This window comes from Arenimonas caeni, from assembly GCF_003024235.1.
Lineage (GTDB): Bacteria > Pseudomonadota > Gammaproteobacteria > Xanthomonadales > Xanthomonadaceae > Arenimonas > Arenimonas caeni.
Genome location: NZ_KZ679085.1, coordinates 57,141 through 80,680, shown reverse-complemented (window position 1 = coordinate 80,680; position 23,540 = coordinate 57,141). Strand labels below are relative to the sequence as shown.

General features: G+C 70.9%; 27 protein-coding genes. 9 read left to right on the top strand and 18 right to left on the bottom strand.

Annotated elements, in window-relative coordinates:
- Nucleotides 1-110: 110 nt before the first annotated feature.
- From C6N40_RS03070 to C6N40_RS03060, 3 genes are read right to left on the bottom strand one after another with little or no spacing between them, the layout of a single operon-like run.
- Nucleotides 111-392: a DUF2024 family protein gene (locus C6N40_RS03070; protein WP_205208530.1), complete on the bottom strand. Its 282-nt coding sequence runs from the start codon at nt 390-392 to the stop codon at nt 111-113.
- Between the two features lie 4 nt (nt 393-396).
- Entirely contained in the window at nt 397-639 is a 243-nt protein-coding gene (locus tag C6N40_RS03065) for a hexameric tyrosine-coordinated heme protein (RefSeq protein WP_106989545.1), read from the bottom strand.
- 15 nt (nt 640-654) lie between these two features.
- Nucleotides 655-1,125: an RrF2 family transcriptional regulator gene (locus C6N40_RS03060; protein ID WP_106989544.1), complete on the bottom strand. Its 471-nt coding sequence runs from the start codon at nt 1,123-1,125 to the stop codon at nt 655-657.
- A 113-nt stretch (nt 1,126-1,238) separates the two neighbouring features.
- Here C6N40_RS03060 and C6N40_RS03055 point away from each other — a divergent pair, with 113 nt between their 5' ends.
- The 5 genes from C6N40_RS03055 to C6N40_RS03035 are packed head-to-tail and all read left to right on the top strand — an operon-like array spanning nt 1,239 to nt 5,248.
- The gene (locus C6N40_RS03055) at nt 1,239-2,807 is read left to right on the top strand and encodes a cbb3-type cytochrome c oxidase subunit I (protein ID WP_106989543.1); all 1,569 of its coding nucleotides are present in this window, start codon (nt 1,239-1,241) and stop codon (nt 2,805-2,807) included.
- 2 nt (nt 2,808-2,809) lie between these two features.
- Nucleotides 2,810-3,415 carry a cbb3-type cytochrome c oxidase subunit II gene (locus C6N40_RS03050; protein ID WP_106989542.1) on the top strand — a complete coding sequence of 202 codons (606 nt, stop codon included), beginning with the start codon at nt 2,810-2,812 and terminating at the stop codon, nt 3,413-3,415.
- Nucleotides 3,412-3,996, top strand: coding sequence for a c-type cytochrome (locus C6N40_RS03045; RefSeq protein WP_106989541.1), 585 nt, complete (start codon nt 3,412-3,414; stop codon nt 3,994-3,996). The genes C6N40_RS03050 and C6N40_RS03045 overlap by 4 nt, the downstream gene beginning before the upstream one ends.
- Nucleotides 3,993-4,610 carry an SCO family protein gene (locus C6N40_RS03040; protein ID WP_205208529.1) on the top strand — a complete coding sequence of 206 codons (618 nt, stop codon included), beginning with the start codon at nt 3,993-3,995 and terminating at the stop codon, nt 4,608-4,610. The genes C6N40_RS03045 and C6N40_RS03040 overlap by 4 nt, the downstream gene beginning before the upstream one ends.
- On the top strand, nt 4,610-5,248 hold the full coding sequence (locus C6N40_RS03035) for a hypothetical protein (RefSeq protein WP_106989540.1): 639 nt from the start codon (nt 4,610-4,612) through the stop codon (nt 5,246-5,248). Before C6N40_RS03040 ends, C6N40_RS03035 begins: the two co-directional genes overlap by 1 nt.
- Here the strand turns inward: C6N40_RS03035 and C6N40_RS03030 are convergent.
- Together C6N40_RS03030 and C6N40_RS03025 are read right to left on the bottom strand one after the other, a co-directional pair.
- Complete coding sequence (locus tag C6N40_RS03030; protein ID WP_106989539.1) at nt 5,140-5,826, bottom strand: hypothetical protein; 687 nt, start codon at nt 5,824-5,826, stop codon at nt 5,140-5,142. The genes C6N40_RS03035 and C6N40_RS03030 overlap by 109 nt on opposite strands.
- A 5-nt stretch (nt 5,827-5,831) precedes the next feature.
- Entirely contained in the window at nt 5,832-6,203 is a 372-nt protein-coding gene (locus tag C6N40_RS03025) for a hypothetical protein (protein WP_106989538.1), read from the bottom strand.
- A 198-nt stretch (nt 6,204-6,401) separates the two neighbouring features.
- On the opposite strand from C6N40_RS03025, the gene C6N40_RS03020 reads away from it, so the two are divergent.
- Nucleotides 6,402-6,965: a BLUF domain-containing protein gene (locus C6N40_RS03020; RefSeq protein WP_106989537.1), complete on the top strand. Its 564-nt coding sequence runs from the start codon at nt 6,402-6,404 to the stop codon at nt 6,963-6,965.
- An 8-nt stretch (nt 6,966-6,973) separates the two neighbouring features.
- Here the strand turns inward: C6N40_RS03020 and moeB are convergent, their stop codons facing one another.
- From moeB to ndk, 10 genes are all read right to left on the bottom strand, one after another.
- A complete protein-coding gene (moeB, locus tag C6N40_RS03015) occupies nt 6,974-8,065 on the bottom strand; it encodes a molybdopterin-synthase adenylyltransferase MoeB (protein WP_106989536.1) in 1,092 nt (363 codons plus the stop codon).
- A 9-nt stretch (nt 8,066-8,074) separates the two neighbouring features.
- Nucleotides 8,075-9,295 carry a molybdopterin molybdotransferase MoeA gene (locus tag C6N40_RS03010; RefSeq protein WP_106989535.1) on the bottom strand — a complete coding sequence of 407 codons (1,221 nt, stop codon included), beginning with the start codon at nt 9,293-9,295 and terminating at the stop codon, nt 8,075-8,077.
- Nucleotides 9,292-9,864 carry a molybdenum cofactor guanylyltransferase gene (gene mobA / locus C6N40_RS03005; protein ID WP_106989534.1) on the bottom strand — a complete coding sequence of 191 codons (573 nt, stop codon included), beginning with the start codon at nt 9,862-9,864 and terminating at the stop codon, nt 9,292-9,294. Before mobA ends, C6N40_RS03010 begins: the two co-directional genes overlap by 4 nt.
- A complete protein-coding gene (der, locus tag C6N40_RS03000) occupies nt 9,861-11,261 on the bottom strand; it encodes a ribosome biogenesis GTPase Der (protein WP_106989533.1) in 1,401 nt (466 codons plus the stop codon). The genes mobA and der overlap by 4 nt, the downstream gene beginning before the upstream one ends.
- A gap of 33 nt (nt 11,262-11,294) precedes the next feature.
- Complete coding sequence (gene bamB / locus C6N40_RS02995) at nt 11,295-12,518, bottom strand: outer membrane protein assembly factor BamB (protein WP_106989532.1); 1,224 nt, start codon at nt 12,516-12,518, stop codon at nt 11,295-11,297.
- Between the two features lie 4 nt (nt 12,519-12,522).
- A complete protein-coding gene (locus tag C6N40_RS02990) occupies nt 12,523-13,173 on the bottom strand; it encodes a YfgM family protein (protein ID WP_106989531.1) in 651 nt (216 codons plus the stop codon).
- Between the two features lie 65 nt (nt 13,174-13,238).
- Nucleotides 13,239-14,084, bottom strand: coding sequence for a RodZ domain-containing protein (locus tag C6N40_RS02985; RefSeq protein ID WP_106989530.1), 846 nt, complete (start codon nt 14,082-14,084; stop codon nt 13,239-13,241).
- The gene (gene pilW / locus C6N40_RS02980; RefSeq protein ID WP_106989529.1) at nt 14,081-14,860 is read right to left on the bottom strand and encodes a type IV pilus biogenesis/stability protein PilW; all 780 of its coding nucleotides are present in this window, start codon (nt 14,858-14,860) and stop codon (nt 14,081-14,083) included. The genes C6N40_RS02985 and pilW overlap by 4 nt, the downstream gene beginning before the upstream one ends.
- Nucleotides 14,850-16,022 (bottom strand): dual-specificity RNA methyltransferase RlmN, encoded by a 1,173-nt coding sequence (gene rlmN, locus C6N40_RS02975; protein ID WP_275887154.1) that lies wholly within the window; start codon nt 16,020-16,022, stop codon nt 14,850-14,852. The genes pilW and rlmN overlap by 11 nt, the downstream gene beginning before the upstream one ends.
- Nucleotides 16,023-16,059: 37 nt before the next feature.
- A complete protein-coding gene (ndk, locus tag C6N40_RS02970; protein ID WP_106989528.1) occupies nt 16,060-16,485 on the bottom strand; it encodes a nucleoside-diphosphate kinase in 426 nt (141 codons plus the stop codon).
- A gap of 234 nt (nt 16,486-16,719) precedes the next feature.
- On the opposite strand from ndk, the gene C6N40_RS02965 reads away from it, so the two are divergent.
- From C6N40_RS02965 to C6N40_RS02955, 3 genes are read left to right on the top strand one after another with little or no spacing between them, the layout of a single operon-like run.
- Nucleotides 16,720-17,340, top strand: a complete 621-nt coding sequence (locus C6N40_RS02965; protein ID WP_106989527.1) for a TetR/AcrR family transcriptional regulator — start codon at nt 16,720-16,722, stop codon at nt 17,338-17,340.
- Between the two features lie 31 nt (nt 17,341-17,371).
- Entirely contained in the window at nt 17,372-19,741 is a 2,370-nt protein-coding gene (locus C6N40_RS02960; RefSeq protein WP_106989526.1) for a 3-hydroxyacyl-CoA dehydrogenase/enoyl-CoA hydratase family protein, read from the top strand.
- Between the two features lie 20 nt (nt 19,742-19,761).
- Nucleotides 19,762-20,958, top strand: a complete 1,197-nt coding sequence (locus C6N40_RS02955) for an acetyl-CoA C-acyltransferase (RefSeq protein WP_106989525.1) — start codon at nt 19,762-19,764, stop codon at nt 20,956-20,958.
- A gap of 49 nt (nt 20,959-21,007) precedes the next feature.
- On the opposite strand, the gene C6N40_RS02950 is transcribed toward C6N40_RS02955, so the two are convergent.
- The 3 genes from C6N40_RS02950 to galU are packed head-to-tail and all read right to left on the bottom strand — an operon-like array spanning nt 21,008 to nt 23,540.
- Nucleotides 21,008-21,361 carry a tRNA-binding protein gene (locus C6N40_RS02950; protein ID WP_106989524.1) on the bottom strand — a complete coding sequence of 118 codons (354 nt, stop codon included), beginning with the start codon at nt 21,359-21,361 and terminating at the stop codon, nt 21,008-21,010.
- Nucleotides 21,358-22,653: an NAD(P)/FAD-dependent oxidoreductase gene (locus C6N40_RS02945; RefSeq protein WP_425477652.1), complete on the bottom strand. Its 1,296-nt coding sequence runs from the start codon at nt 22,651-22,653 to the stop codon at nt 21,358-21,360. The genes C6N40_RS02950 and C6N40_RS02945 overlap by 4 nt, the downstream gene beginning before the upstream one ends.
- 8 nt (nt 22,654-22,661) lie before the next feature.
- The gene (gene galU / locus C6N40_RS02940) at nt 22,662-23,540 is read right to left on the bottom strand and encodes a UTP--glucose-1-phosphate uridylyltransferase GalU (RefSeq protein WP_106989522.1); all 879 of its coding nucleotides are present in this window, start codon (nt 23,538-23,540) and stop codon (nt 22,662-22,664) included.

The following is a 23,540-nucleotide window of genomic DNA, read 5'->3' as shown; positions in this document are numbered from 1 at the left end:
GGGCTGCGTGTGTGGCGCTGCTGGCGCTGGCCCCGTGGATGATGCCAAGCAGCGCGCACGCGGCCACAGAGGGCCACGAAGAAGCGCCACGGCTTATACATTATGCGCAATCAAGGATTACCGCATCCCTCCATTTCCAGGATCGCAAACCCCCGCTCCCGAATAGTCTGCTCGACCTCCGGCCGCGCCTGTTCTACGTGGCAGAACCGGCACTCGTGGGCGGTCAGGCTCATGGCGGTCACGCCCTTGTCGTCCAGGTAGCGCCGGCCGTGCGCCAGCACCTTGTCCATGTCCCGGTCCGCGGGTTCGTCCTGCACCAGGATGTCGAAATGCATGCGCCTGCCGTCGCTGCGCAGCACGTGGGTGTCGAATACCGCGATCTTCATTGCCATGAGCTCACCCCTGGGTTGCCGGCCGCCAGTAATTGTTCGCGGCGGCGATGGTCTGGAAGTTCACCGCCACCACCTGGGAGGCCGCGACCAGGCCTTCCGCCGAGTCGGCGTAATCGGGCCGCAACTTCTTGAGTACCGCCGGATCGGGCTGCGTGTAGCGGACGCCGCGCCGGCTGAGCGTGATCGCCAGCTCGAAGCCCTGCTGCGGCGTCTCGGTGATCAGTGTTTCCAGCCAGGTGTCGGTCATGGCCAACCCTCCTCTTCAGATGGACTTGCGGCGCCCAGGGCGCTCGCCCAGGGACTGTTCGGCGACCAGCGCCCGGATCTGGCCGGCGTTGGCGATCACGTCCGCGAGGGTCAGGCCGTCGAGGACGCGGAAAAAGGCTTCCAGCGCCTCGTGCATCGCAGCGCGCAGCCTGCACGCCGGCGACAGCACGCACTGGTTGTTGACCTGGTCGAAGCACTCGACGATGCGGAAGTCGGCTTCGGTGGCGCGCACGATGGCGCCGATGTTGATCCGCTCCGGCGGCAGCGCCAGCCGCACGCCCCCGTTGCGACCCCGGGTCGCCGCCACCACGCCCGATTGCGACAGCTGGTTGACGATCTTCATGAGGTGGTTCTTGGAGATCCTGTAGCCATCGGCCACCTGCTGGATGGTCACCAGCTCGTCCTGGTGCAGACCGAGGTAGATCAGCACCCGCAGGGTGTAGTCGGTGTAGTCGGTGAGCTTCATGGGGCGAGCCTATCGCAAAATGATGCATCATGCATATTGCTTTAGGGTATCCGCCGATTTTAAGATGTATTTCACCCGCATCTTTATCAATCCCGGCGCCGGCCGGGCGCCCTATGAACACCGCAACCCTCCTGCTTTCCTCTTTCCTGCTGGCAGTCACGGCCCTGCTCGTCTTCATCTGGTCGCTGCGCAAAGGCCTGGCCGAGCCTGATCCGGAGGCCGCCCGGGTCATCTTCGAGCCCGGTGAAATCGGCCAGCGCGACCTGGGGCCCCTGCCGCCCCGCGCGGAAGACATCCGCCTCGCCGCCGACCGGTCGACGGCCAGGCCGGTCCTGCTGATGCTGGTCTTCGCGGTGGCCTGGCTCCTGGTCGCTTCCTGGGCCGGGCTCACCAGCTCGATCAAGCTGCACGCGCCCGACTGGGCCGCCGGCTCGGCCTGGCTGAGCTTCGGCCGCATCCGCACCCTGCATCTCAATGCCGTGGCCTATGGCTGGGCGCCGATGGCGTCGCTGGGCATCGCGCTGTGGATGCTGCCGCGCCTGCTGCGCACCGAACTGGTGGGCGCGGGCTACGCGGTCGCGGGCGCGATCCTGTGGAACCTGGCCCTGCTCGCCGGCCTGGTCTGCATCGCACTGGGCATCTCCGACGGCATGGAGTGGCTCGAGATCCCGTGGCAGATCGGCCTGCTGTTCGCACTCTCCGGCGCCCTGGTCGCCGTGCCGATGCTGCTGACGCTGCGCAACCGGCGCGTCGGGCACCTGTACGTGTCGGTCTGGTACATCGGCGCCGCGCTGTTCTGGTTCCCGGTGCTTTACGTGGTCGCGAAGTGGCCCGGCCTGCACTTCGGCGTCGAGGCGGCGACCATGAACTGGTGGTTCGGGCACAACGTGCTCGGCCTGTTCTACACACCGCTGTCGCTGGCGGCGATCTACTACTTCCTGCCCAAGGTCATCGGGCGGCCGGTCCAGTCCTACAACCTGTCCCTGGTGGGGTTCTGGTGCCTGGCCTTCTTCTACGGCCAGGTCGGCGGCCACCACCTGATCGGCGGGCCGGTGCCCGAGTGGCTGGTCACGCTGTCGATCGTGCAGAGCATGATGATGGTGGTGCCGGTGCTGGCATTCACGGTCAACCAGCACCTGACGATGCGCGGCCATTTCGCCGTGCTCAACCATTCCCCCACGCTTCGCTTCGTGGTGCTGGGCGGCATGATGTACACGCTCAGCTCGGTGCAGGGCTCGTTCGAGGCCCTGCGCAGCATCAACACGGTCACCCACTTCACCCACTTCACCGTGGCGCATGCGCACCTGGGCCTGTACGGCTTCGTGACGATGGTGATGTTCGGCGCGATCTACTTCGCGCTGCCGCGCGTGGTCGGGCGCGAATGGCCCTGGCCGCGGCTGGTCTCGGCCCACTTCTGGCTGGTGATGGGCGGTTTCGCGGTCTACTTCACCGCGCTAACCGTCGGCGGCTGGCTGCAGGGCCTGGCCATGCTCGACGCCAGCCGGCCCTTCATCGAATCGGTCCAGCTGACGATCCCGTGGCTGCAGGGCCGCACCGTCGGCGGCTCCATCATGACCCTGGGCCACGTGGTCTTCGCACTGCACGTCGGCGCGATGGTGCTGGGCCTCGGACCCCGCCGCGAGGGCGCCGTCGACCTGTATCCCCTCCCCCGGAGCGCCTGAGCATGGAAAGCCCCGCCAAACTCATCGCCGGCGCGATGGTGACGCTGGCCGTCGCCACGGCCACGCTCGTCGTACTGCCCTACCTGCAGCTCAAGCCGCTGCAGCCGCCCGCGGAACTCAAGCCCTACACCGAGGCGCAGCTGCGCGGGCGCCAGCAGTACATCGCCCATGGCTGCGTCTACTGCCACTCGCAGCAGCCGCGCGATGCGTCGCAGGCCCCGGACGCGACCCGTGGCTGGGGTCGCGCCTCGGTCGCCGCCGACTACGCCTACGACCGCCCGCACCTGCTGGGCACCATGCGCACCGGCCCCGACCTGTTCAACATCGGTGCCCGCCAGCCCAGCGAGGACTGGCACCTGGGCCACCTCTACCAGCCGCGCGCCTACGTGCCGGGCAGCAACATGCCGCCCTACCCCTTCCTGTTCGAGGTCAAGGACGCCGCCGCGCCCGGCGATCGCGTCGTCACCCTGCCGCCCGGGCTGGGCCCGCCCGGGGGCGTGCTCGTCGCGCGGCCCGAGGTGCGCGACCTCGTGGCCTACCTGCAGTCCCTGGACCACACCTACCCGGTGCCAGCACCCGAAGCCGCCCCGCCCGAGGACCAGCCATGAGCCCCACGCCCCAACAAGTCCGCGAAAACCCCGAGCCGAGGGAGGCCCGCAATCCCGTGCCGGTGGTGGTGATCGCGCTGGTCAGCCTGATGGTGGGCTGGGCCACCGGCTACCTGATGGCGGCCCAGCCGGAGGCCGACCCAACCCTGGGCGACCAGCGGATCGTCCTGCAGGCCGCCCCGGACGCGGCCGCGTCCGCCCCCGTCGACGGCGCCGGCCTTTACGCCACGCACTGCACCGCCTGCCACCAGGCCAGCGGCGCTGGCCTGCCGGGCGTCTTCCCGCCGCTGGGCGGCTCGGAGTGGGTGCTGGGCGACGAGGAGACGCTGCTGCAGATCCTCCTGCACGGCGTCTCGGGCCCCATCGAGGTGGCCGGGCAGCCCTACCAGGGCGCCATGCCCGCCTTCGGCGAGCGCCTCGACGACGCCGAGGTCGCTGCCCTGGCCAGCCACCTGCGTTCGTCCTGGGGCAACACCGCGCCCGCCGTCGACGCCGATGCCGTGGCCGCGGCGCGTGCCCGTACGAAGGAACGGAGCACGCCCTGGGCCGGCGGCGCCGAGCTCCTGTCACGGGCGCCGTGAGGCCGGGCAGCCTGCACAGGACGCTCGCGGCCGTTGCGGTGATCGTGGCCTGCGCGGCCGCCGCCTTGTGGACGGCCACCGACGGATTGAGCGCGCTCACCAGCGAAACGGCCCGGCGCCTGGCCGTCGCCCGCGAGCCCCTGCCCTTGCCCCGGGCGCACCTGGCCGACGGCCGTGAGCTGGGTGCGGCGATCCGCGCCGACGGCCGCGTGGTGCTGGTCGACTTCATCTACACGCAGTGCGAGAGCCTGTGCACGGCGCTGGGATCCGACTACCAGCAACTGCAGCGGGAACTGCGCCGACAAGGGCTGGGCGACCGGGTTCGCCTGCTGAGCCTGAGCTTCGATCCGGAGCGGGACGACCCGCCCACCCTCGCCCGCCACCAGCAGCGCCTGCGCGCCGACCCCGCACTCTGGCAGGCCGACACCATTCCCGACCCGCGCGAGCGCACCGCGCTGCTGTCGGCCTTCGGCATCGTGGTCGTGCCGGACGGCCGCGGCGATTTCGTGCACAACGCCGCCATCCACGTGGTGGATTCACAGGGCCGCCTGCGCCGGATCCACGGCCTCGGCGGCTGGCGGCAGGCGCTGGCCGACGCCCTGGCGCTGCGCTGATGCAACCGCGCACGCAGGCACTGGCCGGTGCGGGCCTGCTGGCCCTGGCGGCGATGCCACCGGCCCGGCACCTGCTCGAAGGCAGCATGTTCCTGCACATGCTGGTCCAGGTCCCGTTGCTGGTGCTTGCCGGCGCGCTGCTGGCGGCGCGGCTGCCGGCAAGGGCGGGCGCCGCCCTGCAGTCGTTCAATGCACATGGCCTGGCGGGCTGGACGCTGGCCAGCCTGGTGCTGGCGTTCTGGATGCTGCCGCTGGCCCTGGATGCCGCGGTGGCGGATGTCCTGATCGACGCCGCGAAGTTCGCGAGCCTGCTGTTCGCCGGGCTGGCGATCCGGCTGTCGACGGCGGTGCCGGGCGCGATCGTGCCGCTGTTTTTCATCGGCAACTGGGCCTGGATGACGGCGACCATCGGGCTGCTCTACACCCAGACGCCGGAGCGGCTGTGCAACGCCTACCTGGTTGGCGACCAGGCGGCATCCGGCTACGGGCTGGTGCTGCTGGCCGTGCTGGCGCCGGCCCTGTGGCTGGCCTACTCTCCCCGGTCCCCGAGCGAGCCACCCAGGCCCAGCGCAGCGCCACCGGCCGCGGCGCCGCCGCCCATGCCGCCGCCACCGGCGCCGCCCGAACCGCCGCGCTGAGCGTCGCCCCGCCCGCCGCCCGCGCGGCCACCGCCGCCCGGGCCCGGCCGCGTCGGCCCCTGGCGCGGGATGTCCACGCCTGCCGGCACCGGCTCCAGGTCCAGGACCTGGCGGATGAAGTCGCGCAGTGAAACCACCAGTTCGTCGGTATGCACCGGCCGGCCGGCCGCCAGCTCGGACGCGGCGCGCGCGGCCAGGCGCACCTGTTCCTCGGTGCCCAGCAGCAGGATGTCCGACAGCGCCGCTTCGACGGCATCGCGGATACGGCGGTTCCGGTCCGAGCCGCCCTCGGGGCCTTCAGCGTCGGCGGCCTCGCCGGTTTCGGCCTGGGCCCGGCGAAGGTCGCGCAGGTGCGTCGGGTCGACGTCGAGCTTGCCGGTGAAGGAACCGCCAAGCGTCTTGTAGGCCGAGATCAGCGTGCGCAGGCGCTCGTTGATCTGCCGGTTCTCGCGCTGGCGCCGCACCTGCACGGTCTGCATCACCAGCAGCCGGATGCCCACGCCCATCAGCGTGATCAGCGCGAGCGCGCCGACCGTCACCAGGATGCTCTGCCAGGAGCTGAAGTCGAGGAAGCGCATGCCCCCTAGGCTACCGCATGCCGCCGGCGGCCGAGCAGCAGGGCCAGCACGCCCTCGAAGCGGTCGAGCTCGCCGGATTCATCCTGGCAGCGCTGGTAGACCTCGGGGTCGTCGCACACGCGCAGCACGCGGCAATGGCCGATGCCGGCGACGTCCTCGCTCAATTCAGCCTCGTAGAGGCATTCGCCGGTCCAACTGCGCCAGACGCGCAGCACATCGCCGTCGAGCCAGACCACCCAGCGGTCGTCCAGCGAAGCGGGCCACAGGCCCTGGCGCAGCAGCGCCATTTCATCAGGGCCGAAGCTGCGCGCGTGGCGCAACGGCCAGCCCAGGCGCATCCTGCGCAGCCGGGTCAGCCATTCGTCGCGTTCATCCATGGTGTCGTGGTTCCGGGGGTCTGTGGCGCGCATCGTGTCAGCCTGGCCGCTCATGGATTGAGACGCGGATCCCAGCTTGGGGCGGACATTCCGCCAGCCGGCGTGCACGCCGCGTCGACGCGCCCGCCGGGCCCTTCACAGCGTGGATGCGAGGCCGGCGACAGACTTGCGCTCCAGGCCCGCCATACGCCCGATGCCATGCCCCGCCACCTTCGCCTTGTCTACGCCAGCCGCGCCAACTTCCCGTCGATCCGCAACGGCGCCGGCATCCACCCCGAGGTCGCGCGCATCCTGATCCAGTCGCGCCGAAACAACGCGCGTCGTCGCGTGGTCGGTGGCCTGTACTTCGCCGACGGCTGCTTCTTCCAGTGCCTCGAGGGCCCGGCCGAGGTCGTCGAGACGCTCTACCAGAAGCTGCATTCGGACCCGCGCCACCGAGACCTGAAGTTGCTCGACCGGCGCGAGATCCCGGCGCCCAGCTTCCGCGAGTGGACGATGAAGCACATTCCCGACGCACCGGAGATCCGCGACCTGCTGGCGCGGCACGGTCGCACGGGCTTCGAGCCCTACAGCTTCACGCCGGAGCTCGCCGACGCGATGGTGACGCTGCTGCTGGGGCGCCCGGATGTCGGCGACCTGCCCGCGCTCGAGGAAGCGCGCGAGGAACTGGGCGAAAACCGGCGCCGCGACCTGGGGCGCCTGCTCGCCGCCATCGGCCTGTTCGCCAGCGCGGCGCTGCTGGCCGTGCTGCTGTTCCGCTGAGCCGCGGCTCAGGCTGCGCCGGGGCCGCAGCCGGGGCAGTCCGGATCCGGGCGCAGGCGCGTCTCGCGAAAGCGCATGCCCAGCGCGTCGAAGTGCAGCAATCGGCCCGACAGCGGCTCGCCCAGCCCGAGCAGCAGCTTGATCGCCTCGGTGGCCTGCAGCAGGCCCACCACGCCGGGCAGCACGCCCAGCACGCCGGCCTCGGCACAGTTGGGCGCGTCCTCCGCCGCGGGCGGCTCCGGGAACAGGCAGCGATAACACGGCGCCTGCCCGCGGCGGCGGCCGGCGTCGAACACGCTCACCTGCCCTTCGAAACGATGCACCGCGCCGTAGACCAGCGGCTTGCCGTGGCGCAGGCAGGCGGCATTGAGCACGTAGCGCACCGGGAAGTTGTCGGCGCCGTCGACCACCACGTCGACGCCCTCGAGCAGAGCATCGACCGTGTCGGCGGTGACGCGCAGGCGGTGCGCCTCGATGCGCACGCGCGGGTTGAGCGCCGACAGCGCCGTCGCCGCCGAGGCCACCTTGGCCTCGCCGATGCGCGCCTCGGTGTGCAGGATCTGTCGCTGCAGGTTGCTGCGGTCGACCACGTCGTCGTCGGCCATCACCAGGGTGCCGACGCCGGCCGCGGCCAGGTAGTACGCCGACGGCGAACCCAGGCCACCGGCGCCGACCACGAGCACCTTCGCGCTGGCCAGCCTGCGCTGGCCTTCCAGCCCCACCTGCGGCAGGCGCAGGTGGCGCGAGTAACGCTCCAGGAAATCGGCGTCCTCGTCGGCGCCGGCAACGGTGGGCAGGCCGGCCGCGCACCAGGCCACGTAGCCACCGGCGACGTTGCACAGGCGGGTGTAACCGCGCGCACGCAGCGCCTCGGCCGCCAGCAGTGAACGGCGCCCGGTGGCGCAGATCAGCAGCAGTTCGGCGCCGGTGTCGGGCGTGAGCTTCGCCGGGTCGGCCTCGAGTTGCGCACGCGGCACCGGCAGCGCACCCTCGGGCAGGCCGAGCGCATGTTCGCCGGGCTCGCGCACGTCCAGCAGCCGGCTGCCCGACGCCATGCGGCGAAGCGCCTCGGCCGGGGTGATTTCTTCGATCTCAGCCATGGCGGAAGTCTAGCCGGCCGGCGCGCACGGGATGCAGTCGAGCACGTCGCCCTCGGCCCACTGGCCCGCACCTTCCGGCAAGACCAGCAGCACGTCGTTGTTGGCCGCGGCGGCGAGGCGGTGCGAGCCGGTGGCCAGGTCGGGCTCGACCTCCAGTTGGCCGCCATCCCCCACCCGCAGCCGGCCGCGCATGAACTCCAGGCGTTCGTGGCGCTTGGCCACCGGCGCCGCCAGCCGCGCGCGCCAGCGACGACGCGGCTCGGCGCGCCCCTGGAGCCCGTCGAGCAGCTCGCGCCCGACGGTGAGGAAAGTGGCCAGCACCGACACCGGGTTGCCGGGCAGGCCGAGCACCAAGGCCCCGCCCAGCGCGCCGAACAGCAGCGGCATGCCCGGCTTCATGCGCACCTTCCAGAAGAACAGCTCGCCGTGCTCACAGAGCAGCGCCGGCAGGTGGTCCTTTTCGCCGGCGGACACGCCGCCGCAGGTGATCACCACGTCGAAGGAGAAGGCGGCGTCGCGCAGCGCCGAAACGATGCGCGCCGGATCGTCGGGCAGGATCGGCCAGGCCACCGGCTCCAGTCCCTCGGCCTGGAGCAGGGCCTGCAGCAGCGCGCGGTTCGAGTCGTGGATCTCGCCCGGCGCCAGCGCCTGGCCCGGCGGCTGCAGTTCGTCGCCGGTGGTGAACACCGCCACCGTCGGTCGCCGCGCCGCCGGCAGCGTGGGCAGTCCCAGGGCGGCTGCCAGGCCGATGCGCGCCGGCGTCAGCACCTGGCCGGCGGCGAGCAGGCGCTGGCCAGGCCTTACGTCTTCGCCGGCGCGGCGGATGTTCGCGCCGGGCGCCGGCTGCGGATCCGCCAGCACGCGCCCCTGCTGCTCGCGCGCGTTCTCCTTCACGAGCACCGTGTCGCAGCCGGCCGGCAGCGGTGCGCCGGTGGTGATGCGGCAGGCCTCGCCCGGGCCGAGCGAAAGCCCCTGGTCGACGCCGGCGAACTGCTCGCCCGCCAGGCGCCAGCCGTCCGGCGGCATCGGTCCGCGCACGGCGAACCCGTCCATGGCGGCGTTGTCGAAATTGGGCAGCGGCGTGCCGGCCACCACGTCGCCCGCCAGCACGCGGCCGGCGGCACGCTGCAGCGGAATCTCTTCCGGCGCCAGGCGTCGCGCCGCGGACTCGCGCGCGACGATGGCGAGGGCCGGGTCAAAACCGATTCGGGTCGGGAAGGTCTGGCTCATGGTCCTGGATCATAGGCGCCGGGCAGGTTGGCGTTGCCCAGGCAGTGCGGAGCGAGGTCGAGGCAGGCCGGGTGCAGGGGCGCGAGCGCGCGATGCACGGCGAACTCGCCGGCCTCCAGCGCCGCGCGGGCCGCCTCATGCAGGGCTGGCGCCGGCCAGAGCCCGACCAGGGGCTGCAGCCCGCCGCCGTCGCGCAGCCAGGCGCCGCGCAGCGTGGCGATGGCGGCCAGCCGGCCGAACAGCCCGACCGGCAGGCCGAAGGTGTCCACGGGCAGCACCAGCAGCCAGGGCGTGGCGCAGGCGGCGGCAAGCGCTTCGATGCCGGCCAGCGGGCCGGGCTGGCCGGGGCGCAGGTCTGCGACGCAGGTGAACCCGCGCGCGCCCCAGCGTTCGTCCGTGGTGCGCACGCTGGCCAGGCGGCCGCCGAAACGCGGTTCGCCCAGCTGGGCCAGCAGGCCGTCGAGGAGGTAGTCGCCATCGCGCCGCAGCCAGGCCTTGTCGCGGCCGCCGACGCGCTCGCCGCGGCCACCGGCAAGCACGCCGAGGCTGACGGCCGACGCCGGGATCACTTCTTTTTCTTGACGTGCCGCAGCAGGCGGCGCTTGCGCTGCACCTGGCGCTCCGAGAGCACGTTCTTCTTGCCCTCGTAGGGGTTCTCGCCTTCCTTGAAGATGAAGCGGATCGGCGTGCCGACGAGCTTGAAGCGCTTCCGGAAGAAGTTCTCCAGGTAGCGCCGGTAGCTTTCGGTGAGCACGCGCAGGCGGGTGCCGTGCACGATGAAGGTGGGCGGGTTGCTGCCGCCGGGGTGGCAGTAGCGCAGCTTGGAGACATGGCCGCGCACCGCCGGCGGCGGGAAGCTCTGGTAGGCGATCTCCAGCGCCTTGGTCACTTCTGAGGTGCTGAATTCCTTGGTGGCCGAGGCGTGCGCGCGGTGGATGGCGCGGAACAGCTCGCGCATGCCGGTGCCGTGCTTGGCCGAGATGGTGATGCGCTCGGCCCACTCGCAGAACGAGAGCTTGCGCGCGAGCATGCCCATGGTCTGTTCGCGCTGGTAGGTGCTCTGCCCGTCCCACTTGTTGATGGCGATCACCAGCGCCCTGCCCGCCTCGAGCACGTGGCCGAGCACGGTGGCGTCCTGCTCGGTCACGCCTTCGCCGGCGTCGAGCATCACCACCGCGACCTGGCAGTTCTCGATGGCCTGCAGGGTCTTGAAGACGGAGAACTTCTCCACCGCCTCCTCCACCTTCGAGCGGCGGCGCAGGCCGGCGGTGTCGATCAGGCGGTAGGGGCGGCCGTCGCGCTCGAGGTCGACCGCGATCGAGTCGCGGGTGGTGCCGGGCACGTCGGAGGCGATCATGCGCTCCTCGCCCAGCAGCCGGTTGACCAAGGTGGACTTGCCCACGTTCGGGCGGCCCAGGAAGGCGATGCGGATGCGGTCGGGATCGTCCGAGAGCACCTCGGCGTCGCCATCCTCGGGGAGTTCAGGCAGCACCTGCTCGAGCAGTTCGGGCACGCCGCGCTGGTGCGCGGCGGCCACGGGGATCACCTTCTCGACGCCGAAGCGGGCGAACTCGGCGAGGGACGCGCCCAGGTCGATGCCGTCGGTCTTGTTGACCACCAGGAAGAAGCGGCGGCCGCGCTTGCGCAGCATCGCCAGGATCGATTCGTCCAGGCCCGAGGGACCCTCGCGGCCGTCGACCACGAACAGCACCAGGTCCGCCTCGTCGATGGCTGCCAGCGACTGGCGCGCAGTGGCGCCGGCCAGGCCTTCTTCCTCGCCCGACAGGCCGCCGGTGTCGCACAGGCCGAAGGGCCGGCCTTCGACCAGCCGGCAGATGCCGTAGTGACGGTCACGCGTGACGCCCGGCTCGTCGTGGACGAGCGCGTCGCGGCTGCGCGTGAGCGCGTTGAACAGCGTCGACTTGCCGACGTTGGGACGGCCAACGAGGGCGACCAATGGCAGCACGTGGTTCTCCCTCGGTGTCCTGCCGGCGCCGGCTTACTGCGCCGGCGTCGGGTAGGCGGCCAGACGGCCTTCGGAATCGATGGCCAGCAGCACGCCGGTCGGGCTGACCTGCGGCGTGGCGCGGATGGGATCGCGGCCGAGGCGATCACGCCCGGCCAGGGTGCCGTCGCTGGCGCGCACCCAGTGCAGGTAGCCCTCGACGTCGCCCACCACCAGGAAATCGCCCTGCACGGCCGGCGTGGTCAGCCAGCGGCGCGCCAGGCCCTCCTGCTTCCACAGGGCCGAACCGCTGCTGCGGTCGAGCGCCCAGAGGGTGCCGTCCGGATCCGCCAGCACGACCCGGTCGCCCAGCAGGGCCAAGCCGGAATAGCCGCCGGTGTCGCGGTTCCAGAGCGGACGACCGTTCTGGGTGGAGATGGCCAGGGTCTGGCCGGCGAAGCTGGTCGCGTAGAGCTCGGTGTAGCCCACCGCCAGCTCGCCGTCGACGTCGGCCATGCGGGCCAGCTCGTTGCGGCCCTCGGGCTCGGCCACCAGCTGGCTCCAGGCCATCAGGCCGTCGCTGCCGCGCAGCGCGATGACGGTGCCGTCGTCGTAGCCAAGGTAGACCAGGTTGCCGTCGGTGACCGGCTCGCCGTTGCCGCGCACGCTCAGCGTGGGCAGGCCGCGGTCGAAGACCCACTTGCGGGTGCCGTCGGCGACGTCCAGGCCGAAGGTGCGGCCATCGTTGCTGCGCACCACGACGCGGTCGCCGGCGACCAGCGGCGCCGCGATGACCTCGGAGGTCACCTGGGCGCGCCAGCGCTCGGCGCCGGTCTCGGCGTCGAGGGCCACGACCTCGCCGTTGCGACCGCCGGCCACGACCATGCCGTTGCCCACGCCCGGGCCACCGGTGACGTGGCCGTCGATGGCCTTGCGGCGCCAGAACAGCAGGCGGCTGCCTTCCTTGCCGGTGCGCACGACCTCGGAATCCCAGAGCGTGGCGCCGGTGTTGAGGTCGAGCGCCATCACGCGGCCGGCGTCATCGGCGACGAACAGACGCTCGCCTTCGATGGCCGGGCGCTGGCGCAGGCCGAGCGCGGCCTTCTCGTCGCCGAGCTTGCGCGACCAGGCCTGGCGAGGCGACACGGGATTGGCGATTTCCACCAGTTCGGCCGGCTCGAGGGCCTTGCCGCTCTTGTCGCCGAACCAGCCCTTGACGGTGGAACAGCCGGTGGCGAAGGCGAGCAACGCCGCGATGATCAGGGAACGACGCAGCATGCGCTCAGGCCTCCGGGGTTTCGGGCAGGCGACCGCCGGCCTCGGTGAACTTCAACTCGACCATGCCGCGGGTCGCGGCCGCCAGGTCGAGCGCGGCCAGGGCCGCTTCATAAGCCTCGCGGGCCTCCTCGCGCCGGCCCAGCGCCAGCGACGCATCGCCGCGCAGTTCGGCGGCGACGCCGGCATAGGCGGCGAAGTCGCGCCCTTCCAGGCGCTTGAGCGCATCCTCGTGGCGACCCAGCGTGACCAGCACGCGCGCGGCGCGCAGCGAGAGCAGTTCGGCCATCGATGCGTCCAGGCCCTCGACGGCGACGCCGTCGAGCACCGCCAGCGACTCCTCGCCCTTGCCCTCGTCGAGCAGGCGGCGGGAATCGACCAGCGCCACGAGGGCGTTGTAGACGGTTTCGCCGTGGTTCTGGCGCAGCGCCTGGGCGTGCGCGGCGGCCTTGGCGGTTTCGCCGGCCTCGCTGGCGCGCGTGAAGGCGAGGAATTCCGCGGCGGCTTCGACCTTGCGGACCTCGCCCTGTGCCTGCCACCAGTTCCAGCCCGACAGGGCCGCCAGGCCCAGGGCGACGCCGGTGATCAGGGAAGAGCCGTTCTTCTTGAGCCAGGCGCGAACGCGTTCGCCCTGCTCGTGTTCGTCAATGTGGTCCATGGATCACTGTCTTGGGGCCCGCACGCGCAGGGCGTGCAGGCAGGTTGCGGAGGGTGGCGCCGTGCTCAGTGGCGGGCAGGCGCGGGTTCACCCTCGGAGGATACCGTAAAGCGGGCCACGTTCGCCGCGCGGAACGGCGCCAGGTCGACCGGCTTGCCGTGGCTGAGCACCTCGACGGCGGCGGCGTTGCCGAGCGTGACGCGACCGACTTCACCGTCGGCATAACGGCGTTCGGCGCCAGCCTCGAGCAGGGCCTGTTCGATGCGACGGCCGTTCGGGTCCAGCACTTCGACCCAGCTCTGGCCGCTGAACCGCAGCACCAGGCCGTCTTCGGGCACCGGCGCCGGCGCGGCCGCCTCGGGCACGGCCGGACGCGGCTGCACGGGGGCCATCGACGCCATCACCGGCTCCGGCCCGTTGGCGGCCGGCGGCTGGGCCGCGAGTTCAGCCTCGGGCAGCGCCGGCAGCAGCGCCGGATCGGCCTCGAGCGTGAGCGTCTGGGGCTTGGCGGCCGACTGGTAGTGGCGAGCGACCAGCACCACCGGCACCACCAGCACTGCGGTCATGACCAGGTAGATGCCGTTGCGCAGCGACTTGTCGAGCGTGCGGCGCAGGCGCGAACGCGAGGCCATCGGCACCAGCTGCGGCGCCGACGCCTGGCTGGCGACCGGCTGGGCCAGTTCCTGCGGCAGGCCCAGCAGGCGCAGGTAGCTGCCGAGGTAGCTGCGCACGTAGATCGGCGCGCCCAGGCGCGACCAGTCTTCGCGTTCCATCGCCTCGATGATGGCCACCGGCAGCCTGAGCTGCTGGCTGGCCTGCTCGATGGCGAGCCCCTGCTTCTCCCGGGCCGCGCGCAGGCGCAGGCCGATGGGATCTTCGAACAAAGCGTCCTGCCGGCCTTCGTGGTTCATGACTGCGGCGATCCCTCGCTGGCGGTTGGCGTGTAATCGGGGTAACCCTGCTTCAGGCGCGCGCGATAACGTTCGGCGGCGGCGCGGTCGCCCGCGCCCTCCTCGATCGACGCGGCGAGCTCGAGCAGCTCGGCCCCCACCTCGCCCACCGCCTCGCGGCGCTGGAAGAAGGCGCGGGCGCCGAGGAAATTGCCCTGCCGGAACTGCAGGCGGGCCATCTGCTCGAGCAGCAGCGGATGCTTGGGGTCGAGTTCGAGGCCCTTGCGCAGCGGCGCCTCGGCGCGGTCGAGGCGGCCGCCGAGCATGGCGCAGCGGCCCGCGTTGAAGTAGGACTGGGCCTTGTCTTCGTAGAACGGATCCTTCACCGCGCGCTCGAACAGCGCGTCGGCCTCGTCGTAGCGCTGGCGCTCGCACAGCCACACGCCGCGCACGTTGAGCACGTGGCCGGCGTCGGGCGCCAGCTTCACCGCGCGCTCGAAGTGGTCGCCGGCGCGGGCCTGGTCGTCCAGGGCCTGGCGGATCATGCCCAGCACGACCTGCACGTCGGCCGACTGCGGGTCGAGCCGCTGCGCGCGGCTGGCGCGGTCGAGCGCAACGTCGAGCCGGCCCTGGCGCAGGTAGGTCTGGGCCAGCTGCAGGTTGGCCAGGCCCTTGCTGGACATCTTCGCGTGGCTCGGGCCGGACGACGCGGGCGCGCTGCCACCGGTGCTCGCGCAACCAGCCAGCGCGAGGGCCACGGCGGCCACCCAGGCCCAGCGGAAGGACTCATGCCGCATCGGTAACCCCCTGTTGTTCGAGCTTGCGCTTGAATTCGGACTGGCGGCGCGTGCGGTCCATGACCTGGCCCTTGAGTTGGCCACAGGCCGCGTCGATGTCGTCACCGCGGGTGCGGCGCACCATGGCGAGCACGCCGCCGTCGAGCAGGATCTTCTGGAACGCCCGGATCTCGGCTTCGCCGCTGCGCTCGAAGCGCGTGCCGGGGAACGGGTTGAACGGAATCAGGTTGACCTTGGCGGCATCGGCGTACTGCATCTTGTTCGAGAACGCCTTCATCAGCCTGACGAGCTCGCGGGCGGTCTCCGGCGAGTCGTTGACGCCCTTCATCAGCGTGTACTCGAAGGTGACCGAGTCGCCCTTCTTCTTGTGTCGCAGGTAGCGCACGCAGGCGTCCATCAGCTCGGCGAGCGGGTACTTCTTGTTGAGCGGGATCAGCTCGGTGCGCAGCGCGTCGTTGGGCGCGTGCAGCGAGACGGCCAGGGCCACGTCGGACTCGACCGCCAGGCGGTCGATCATCGGCACCAGGCCGGAGGTGGACAGGGTGACGCGCTTGTTCGCCAGGCCGAAGCCCAGGTCGTCGCGCATCAGGCTCATGGCGCGCACGACGTTGTCGAAATTCAGCAGCGGCTCGCCCATGCCCATCATCACCACGTTGGTGAGCTTGCGGTTGAGATGGGTCTTGTTGCCAAGGTGCTTCGAGGCCACCCACACCTGGCCGATGATCTCGGCGGTGCTGAGGTTGCGGTTGAAGCCCTGCGTGGCGGTGGAGCAGAACTGGCAGTTCAGGCCGCAGCCGACCTGGCTCGACACGCACAGCGTGCCGCGGCCCTTGTCGGGGATGAACACGGCCTCGATGGCGTTGCCCGCGTCCATGCCCAGCAGCCACTTGTGCGTGCCGTCGGCGCTGGGCTTGTCGAACAGGACGTTGGGCGGGCGGATCTCGGCCTTGGCCTCGAGCTTGGCGCGCAGCGCCTTGCCCACGTCGGTCATCTGCGCGAAGTCGGTGACGTGCTGGTGGTAGATCCACTTCATCACCTGGTGCGCGCGGAAGCGCTTCTCGCCGAGTTCTTCGGCGAAGAAGCGCTCCATGCCCGCGCGATCGAGGTCGAGCAGGTTCACCCGGGCCGGGCCGGCGGAAGCCGGCTCGACCTGCAGCGGGATGGACTTGTCGTTGGCTTCGATCACGGGGCGTCCAGGCTCAGCGCGGGCAGAGCTCGGTGGCGGCGAAGAAGTACGCGGTTTCGATCGCGGCGTTCTCGAGGCTGTCCGAACCGTGCACGGCGTTGGCGTCGATCGACTGCGCGAAGTCGGCGCGGATGGTGCCGGCCGCGGCTTCCTTCGGGTTGGTGGCGCCCATCAGCTCGCGGTTCTTGGCGACGGCGTTCTCGCCCTCGAGCACCTGGATCATCACCGGGCCGGAGATCATGAACTCGACCAGCGCGTTGAAGAACGGACGCTCGCGGTGCACCGCGTAGAAGCCCTCGGCCTCCTTGCGGGAGAGGTGCTTCATCTTCGCCGCGACGATCTTCAGGCCGGCCTTCTCGAAGCGGGCGTAGATCTCGCCGATGACGTTCTTGGCGACCGCGTCGGGCTTGATGATGGAAATGGTGCGCTCCAGCGCCATGGTGTGACTCCGTGTGGTTTCTGGGGGTTGAGGGAGCCCAAGAATCTACCACAAAACCCCGCATTGACGAGGGTTTAGCGCATTTCCCTGAATTTTTCCAGCAGCATCCGCCACCCTGCCCTCACCCCCTCCCGCGGAGCCTGCTTCCAGACATCCGTTTCAATTGAGCATTTGACGGCGGGCGCGGGCCGGGTACACTCGCCAACAACCGTTTGAATCGACCGCTGGCAGGCCATGACCACGAGCCACTTCAACACCAAGGAACGCATCCTCGGCGCTGCCGAGGAGCTCTTCGCCCAGCACGGCTTCGCCGGGACCTCGCTGCGCCAGGTCACCAGCCGGGCCGACGTCAACATCGCGGCGGTCAACTACCACTTCGGCAGCAAGGAAAACCTGGTCAACGAGGTCTTCCGGCGCCGCATGGACGAGATGAGCGAGCGCCGCCTGGCCCTGCTGCGCAAGGCCCAGGAGGACAAGCCGGGCGATCTGGAGGCCATCCTGTCGGCCTTCATCGAGCCGCCCCTGGCCCTGACCATCGACCGCCACGGCGGCTCGGCCTTCGTGCGCGTGCTGGCCCGCGCCTTCGCCGAGAAGAACGACCGCCTGCGCAAGTTCCTGTCCGACAACTACGGCCACGTGCTGCGCGAGTTCGCCAAGGCCATCGGCCAGGCCCTGCCCGGCCTGGCCAAGGAAGACCTGTACTGGCGCCTGGACTTCACCGCCGGCGCGCTGACCTATGCCATGGCCGACTTCGGCCTGATCAAGCGGCCCGCCGGCGTGTCCGAGAAGGCCCACTGCGAAAAGGCCGCCCAGGCCCTGATCCGCTTCGCCGCCGCCGGCCTGCGCGCCGGCTGAGCCCCTTTCCTCCTCCCACGGAGCTGTTCCCATGCCTCAACTTCGCATCCGCAAGGTGGCCGTGCTCGGCGCCGGCGTGATGGGCGCGCAGATCGCCGCCCACCTCGCCAACGCCGACGTCGACACCGTCCTGTTCGACCTTCCGGCCAAGGAAGGCAAGCCCAACGGCATCGTCGAGAAGGCCATCGCCAACCTCGGCAAGCTCTCGCCCTCGCCGCTGGCGAGCAAGGCCAAGGCCGCCGCCATCACCCCGGCCAACTACGACCAGCACCTGGAGCTGCTGCGCGACTGCGACCTCATCATCGAGGCCATCGCCGAGCGCATGGACTGGAAGAAGGCGCTCTACGACCGGATCGAGGACTACGTGGCCCCGCACGCCATCCTGGCCTCGAACACTTCCGGCTTGTCAATCAATGGCTTGGCGGAGGTTCTTCCGGAATCACTTCATAACCGGTTCTGCGGCGTGCACTTCTTCAACCCGCCGCGCTACATGCACCTGGCCGAGCTCATCCCGTGCGCCAAGACCGACCGGGAAGTGCTGGAAGGGCTTGAGACTTTCCTGGTCACCACCCTGGGCAAGGGCGTGGTCTACGCCAAGGACACGCCGAACTTCATCGGCAACCGCATCGGCGTCTTCTCGATCCTCTCCACCCTGCACCACACCGCCCGGTCGGGCCTGGGCTTCGACGAGGTCGATGCCCTGACCGGCCCGCTGCTGGGCCGCCCGAAGTCGGCCACCTACCGCACCTCGGACGTGGTCGGCCTCGACACCATGGCCCACGTCATCAAGACCATGGCCGACACCCTGCCCGACGATCCCTGGCACAAGTACTTCAAGGCGCCCGAGTGGCTGCAGGCGCTGGTCGCCAAGGGGGCGCTGGGCCAGAAGGCCGGTGCCGGCATCTTCATGAAGAAGGGCAAGGACATCCACGTCCTCGACCTCAAGGCCCAGGACTACCGTCCGGCCAGCGGCGTGGCCGACCCGGAGGTCGTGGCCATCCTCAAGAACAAGAACCCGGCCGAGAAGTTCGCCCAGCTGCGCGCCAGCCAGCACCCGCAGGCGCAGTTCCTGTGGGCGCTGTTCCGCGACCTGTTCCACTACAGCGCCTGCCACCTGGCGTCGATCGCCGACACCGCCCGCGACGTCGACCTGGCCATCCGCTGGGGCTACGGCTGGAAGCTCGGGCCGTTCGAGACCTGGCAGGCGGCCGGCTGGAAGCAGGTGGCCGAGTGGATCGCCGAGGACATCGTGGCCGGCAAGGCCATGTCCAGCGCCCCGCTGCCCGACTGGGTGTTCGACGGCCGCGACGGCGTGCATGCCGCCGCCGGCAGCTTCAGCCCTGCCCGCGGCGAACTGATGCCGCGTTCGAACCTGGCGGTCTACAACCGCCAGCGTTTCCCGGACCCGGTGCTGGGCGAGCGCGCCAACCCCGGCGAGACCGTGTTCGAGACCGACGCCGTGCGCATGTGGCACGACGGCGACGGCATCGCGGTGCTGGGCTTCAAGACCAAGATGCACACCGTTTCCGACGGCGTGCTGGCCGGCATCCTCGAGGCCGTCGACCGCGCCGAGAAGGACTTCCAGGGCCTGGTGATCTGGCAGCCGTCCGAGCCGTTCTCGGCCGGCGCCGACCTCGCCGGGGCGCTGGGCTCGCTGCAGGCCGGCAAGTTCGACGAGTTCGAGAAGATGGTGGCCACCTTCCAGGCCGCCAGCCAGCGCATCAAGTATTCGCTGGTGCCCGTGGTGGCCGCCGTGCGCGGCCTGGCCCTGGGCGGCGGCTGCGAGTTCCAGATGCACGCCGCGCGCAGCGTGTTCGCGCTCGAGAGCTACATCGGCCTGGTCGAAGCGGGCGTGGGCCTGCTGCCGGCCGGCGGCGGCCTGAAGGAAATCGCCCTGCGTGCCGCCCAGGCGGCCGGCCCGGGCGGTGATGTCTTCGCCCAGCTCAAGCCGTACTTCGAGGCCGTGGCCATGGGCAAGGTGTCCGGTTCGGCGCTGGAGGCCAAGGAACTCAAGCTCGCCCGCGAGTCCGACGTCGTGGTCTTCAACGCCTACGAGCTGCTGCACGTGGCCAAGGCCCAGGCCCGCGCCCTGGCCGAGTCCGGCTACCGGCCGCCGCTGCCGGCCCGCGCCATCCAGGTGGCCGGCGACGTCGGCATCGCCACCTTCCGCATGATGCTCGAGAACATGATCGAGGGCCGTTTCATCTCCGAGCACGACTACGAGGTGAGCAAGCGCATCGCCACCGTCATGTGCGGCGGCGACGTCGACCGCGGCGCCCTGGTGGACGAGGACTGGCTGCTGCGCCTGGAGCGCGAGCACTTCGTGGCCCTGGCCCGGATGCCCAAGACCCAGGAGCGCATCGCCCACATGCTCAAGACCGGCAAGCCGCTGCGTAACTGAGCGACGACGAGGACATCGAAATGACCAAGCAAATCCAGGACGCCTACATCGTCGCCGCCACCCGCACCCCGGTGGGCAAGGCCCCGCGCGGCGTCTTCCGCAACACCCGCCCCGACGAAATGCTGGCCCACGTGCTGCGCGCCGTGGTCGACCAGTGCCCGGGCATCGACCCGACCCGCATCGACGACGCCATCATCGGCTGCGCCATGCCCGAGGGCGAGCAGGGCATGAACGTGGCGCGCATCGGCCTGCTGCTGGCCGGGCTACCCAACGTCATCGCCGCCCAGACCATCAACCGCTTCTGCTCCTCGGGCCTGCAGGCCGTGGCGCTGGCGGCCGACCAGATCCGCCTGGGCAACGCCGACCTGATGCTGGCCGGCGGCACCGAGTCGATGTCGATGGTGCCGATGATGGGCCACAAGGTGGCCATGAGCCCGAAGGTCTTCCAGGACGAGAACGTGGCCATCGCCTACGGCATGGGCATCACCGCCGAGAAGGTGGCCGAGGAGTGGAAGGTCAGCCGCGAGGACCAGGACACCTTCGCCCTCGCCTCCCACACCAAGGCGCTGGCGGCGCAGGCCGCCGGTGAGTTCGCGGCCGAGATCACGCCCTACGGCCTCGTCTCGCGCCAGCCCGACCTGGCCGGCAACGCCGTGCGCCTGCGCGAGCTGAAGGTCGAGCACGACGAAGGCCCGCGCGCCGACACCAGCGCCGAGGGCCTGGCCAGGCTGCGCCCGGTGTTCCGCAACGGCGGCTCGGTGACGGCCGGCAACAGCTCGCAGATGTCCGACGGCGCCGGCGCGGTGATGCTGGCCTCGGAGAAGGCCATCAAGGAATACGGCCTGACGCCGCTGGCGCGCTTCGTCGGCTTCTCGGTCGCCGGCGTGCGTCCGGAAGTGATGGGCATCGGCCCGATCGCCGCCATTCCCAAGGTGCTGCGCCAGGCCGGCCTCACGGCCGACCAGCTCGACTGGATCGAGCTCAACGAGGCCTTCGCCGCGCAGGCCCTGGCGGTGATCCGCACCTGCGAGCTCGACCCGGCCAGGGTGAACCCGCTGGGCGGCGCGATCGCCCTGGGCCACCCGCTGGGCGCCACCGGCGCGATCCGCACGGCGACGATCGTGCACGGCCTGCGCCGTCGCCAGCTCAAGTACGGCATGGTCACCATGTGCATCGGCACCGGCATGGGCGCCGCGGGCATCTTCGAAGCCCTCTGACCGCCAGACGCTTCAAACGAAGAACCCCCGGGAAACCGGGGGTTCTTCTTTATGCCAGGCGGGTGCCGTCGGGAACGGGGCGTTCGAGGGTGGTGATGACGACGCCTTCGTCGGTGGGGAAGCCGGTAAGCAGGAACTCGGAGCGGAACGGGCCGACCTGCTTGGGCGGGAAGTTGACCACGCCCACGACCTGCCGGCCGACCAGGTCTTCGGCCGCGTAAAGCGCCCTGACCTGTGCGCTGGTCTTGAGCACGCCGATCTCCGGCCCGAAGTCGACCCACAGCTTCCAGGCCGGTTTGCGTGCCTCGGGGAAGTCCTCCACGCGCAGCACGGTGCCCGCGCGCAATTGCACCTTCTCGAAATCAGCCCAGCTGATCAGCCCGGCTTCGCCCGCTTCGCTCACGCCCTGCCCTCCCGCCAGTCCTTCCAGGCGTCCTTCGCCTGGTACCACCAGTACGACAGCTGCGCGCCGACGAAACCCGCCGGCTTGAGCGCCGATACCAGCCCGTAATCGTTGAACTCCCGCCAGCGCGGGTCGCCGTGGGCGATGGCCGCAGCGAGCACCTCGCCGGCGAAGGTCGTCGGCGCCACGCCGTGGCCACCGAAGGCCTGGGCCAGCCACAGGCCCTCGTCCACGCGCCCGACCTGCGGCATCTGGTGGCGCGCGTAGCTCATGAGCCCCGACCAGGCGCGTTCGATGCGCACGCCCTCGAGCTGGGGGAAGACCCGCAGCATGTCCCGGCGCAGCAGCCGCTCCACCGCCGCCGGCGAGCGGTCGAGCACCGAGATCCGGCCGCCCCAGAGCAGGCGCGTGTCCGGCAGCGGCCGGTAGTAGTCGAAGGCAAAGCGGCTGTCGTAGATCGCCGCACGGGTGCGCAGGATGTCGTCCATGCGCGGGCCCAGCGGCTCGGTGCACACGACGTAGGTGGCGATCGGCAGCACGCCGGCATCCACCTCGCGGCGCAGGCCGGCCAGGTAGCCGCCGCAGGCCAGCACCACGTGCCGGGCATGTACCTCGCCCTGCGCCGTGCGCACGCGCCAGCCGCCGTCCTCCCGGTCGAGCGCGATCGCCGGGCTCTGCTCGTGCAGGCGCACGCCCAGGCCCCGGGCCACGCCGGCCAGGCCACGGGCGTAGGCCAGCGGGTCGAAATGCAGGGCGTTGGCCTCGAACAGGCCTTCGCCGTAGCGCTCGCTCAGGACCAGCCCGGCCAGCTCCTCGCGCGGCATCCAGCGCCACTCGACGCCGAAATGCCGGGCCAGCAGCGCCTGCCGCTCGCGCAGGGGCGCGGGGTCGCGGAACCAGTTCGCCCAGATCACGCCGGCATCGGTGGCGCTGCAGTCGATGCCGTGCTGCCGGATGCGGCGACGGATCAGCCCGACAGCGTCCTGGGTGCCCTGGTAGAGCGCCTGCGCCCGCTGCGGGCCCAGCTCGTCGAGCAGGGCCTGTTCGCCGCGCGAGAAGCCGCCGAAGACGAAACCGCCGTTGCGCCCGGAGGCGCCATGGCCGACCCGCCGGGCCTCGAGCAGCACAACGCCCTGCTCGCCGCGTTCGGCCAGCCCCAGGGCCGTGTTCAGCCCGGCGAAGCCGCCGCCGACCACGCAGACCGTGGCCTCGTGCCGCCCCTGCAGCGCGGGTTCCGGCGCCGGCGCCGGTGCACTCGCCAGATAATGGCTCGCGCCGTCCATGCGGCGAATCCCTGCGCTTAGCGTGCCAGTACGGCGCGCATGTACTCGCGCGCCGGCTCGGCCAGGTCGTCGTGGTCGAGCGCGAATTCGATGGTCGCCTCGACCAGCCCGATGCGGCTGCCGCAGTCGAAGCGGCGGCCCTCGAAGCGGTAGGCCAGCGCCCGCTCCCGGGCCATGAGCGCGGCGATGCCGTCGGTGAGCTGGATCTCGCCGCCGGCACCCGGCCGGGTGTTGCGCAGGTGCTCGAAGACGCGGCCGCTGAGCACGTAGCGGCCGACCACGGCGAGGTTGCTGGGCGCGTCTTCGGGCCGCGGCTTTTCGACGATGGCGCTGATCTCGCCGTGGCGACCGGAGAAGTCGCGGGTGGCCACGATGCCGTAGCTGCCGGTCTGCTCGGGCGGAACATCCTGCACGGCGATCACGCTGGCCGACTCCTTCTCGGCCAGGTCGGCCATCTGGCGCAGCGCGCCCGGGCCCTTGTTCCAGATCAGGTCGTCGGGCAGCAGCACGGCGAAGGGCTCGTTGCCCACGACCGGCTCGGCGCACAGCACCGCGTGGCCCAGGCCCAGGGCCTCGGCCTGGGTGACGAAAACCGCGCGCACGTGGCGCGGCAGCACCTCGCGGATCATCGCCAGCAGTTCCGACTTGCCGGCCTTCTCCAGCTTCTGCTCGAGCTCGTAGGCCTTGTCGAAATAATCGGCCACCGAATGCTTGTAACGGTTGGTCACGAACACCAGGGTGTCGCAGCCGGCCTCGATGGCCTCGTCCACGGCGTACTGGATCAGCGGCCTGTCGACGACCGGCAACATTTCCTTGGGCACGGTCTTGGTGGCCGGCAGGAAACGGGTGCCGAGGCCGGCAACGGGGAATACGGCTTTCCTGATGCGCTGGCTCAT